This window comes from Cellulophaga sp. F20128 (genome assembly GCF_023015805.1).
GTDB lineage: Bacteria > Bacteroidota > Bacteroidia > Flavobacteriales > Flavobacteriaceae > Cellulophaga.
Genome location: NZ_JALKBA010000079.1, coordinates 1 through 503, shown reverse-complemented (window position 1 = coordinate 503; position 503 = coordinate 1). Strand labels below are relative to the sequence as shown.

General features: G+C 34.0%; 1 protein-coding gene. It reads left to right on the top strand.

Annotated elements, in window-relative coordinates; translation table 11 throughout:
• Positions 1-503, top strand: a 503-nt coding sequence (locus tag MWU65_RS17550) for a hypothetical protein (RefSeq protein WP_247079970.1), incomplete at both ends; no start/stop codon positions are given.

Genomic DNA, 503 nt, shown 5'->3' with positions numbered 1-503 from the left:
GCTATTCTTGAGAATATTTTTGCAAATGCCACTGAAGACGAAAAACAGGCGATAGCTCTTTTTTTTGAAGCGAATAATGAAGTTTTTAACGAAATTATTAATTCACAAAGTTCAATAAGTAATAAAGATCACGCCGAATTAAATGAGAGAGCAAGAAAGTTTAATATAAATGTGCTACAACTTGGCATTGGAACTGTTGCGGTTGTAGGAGCCTCTGCCTTAGGAACTACAGGTTTTGGAGCTATATTAGCAGGTGCTGGTCTTGGGCTTATGTATGATAGCATACCGGATGCATTAAATGAAGGACAAGGAATGATCAATGAAGGAACGCGTCAAGTTGATTTTGATATTATAAATGGATCTTCATCTGGTAAATCACACAATACTGCGGCTAAAGACGGTAGTTTAACTTTTATAAACAAACAAGCAAATTTGTTAAGTGCAAATTATGGTATTAGAGGTTTAGATAAAACTGACAGAGTTTTAAATGATATATATTTCTT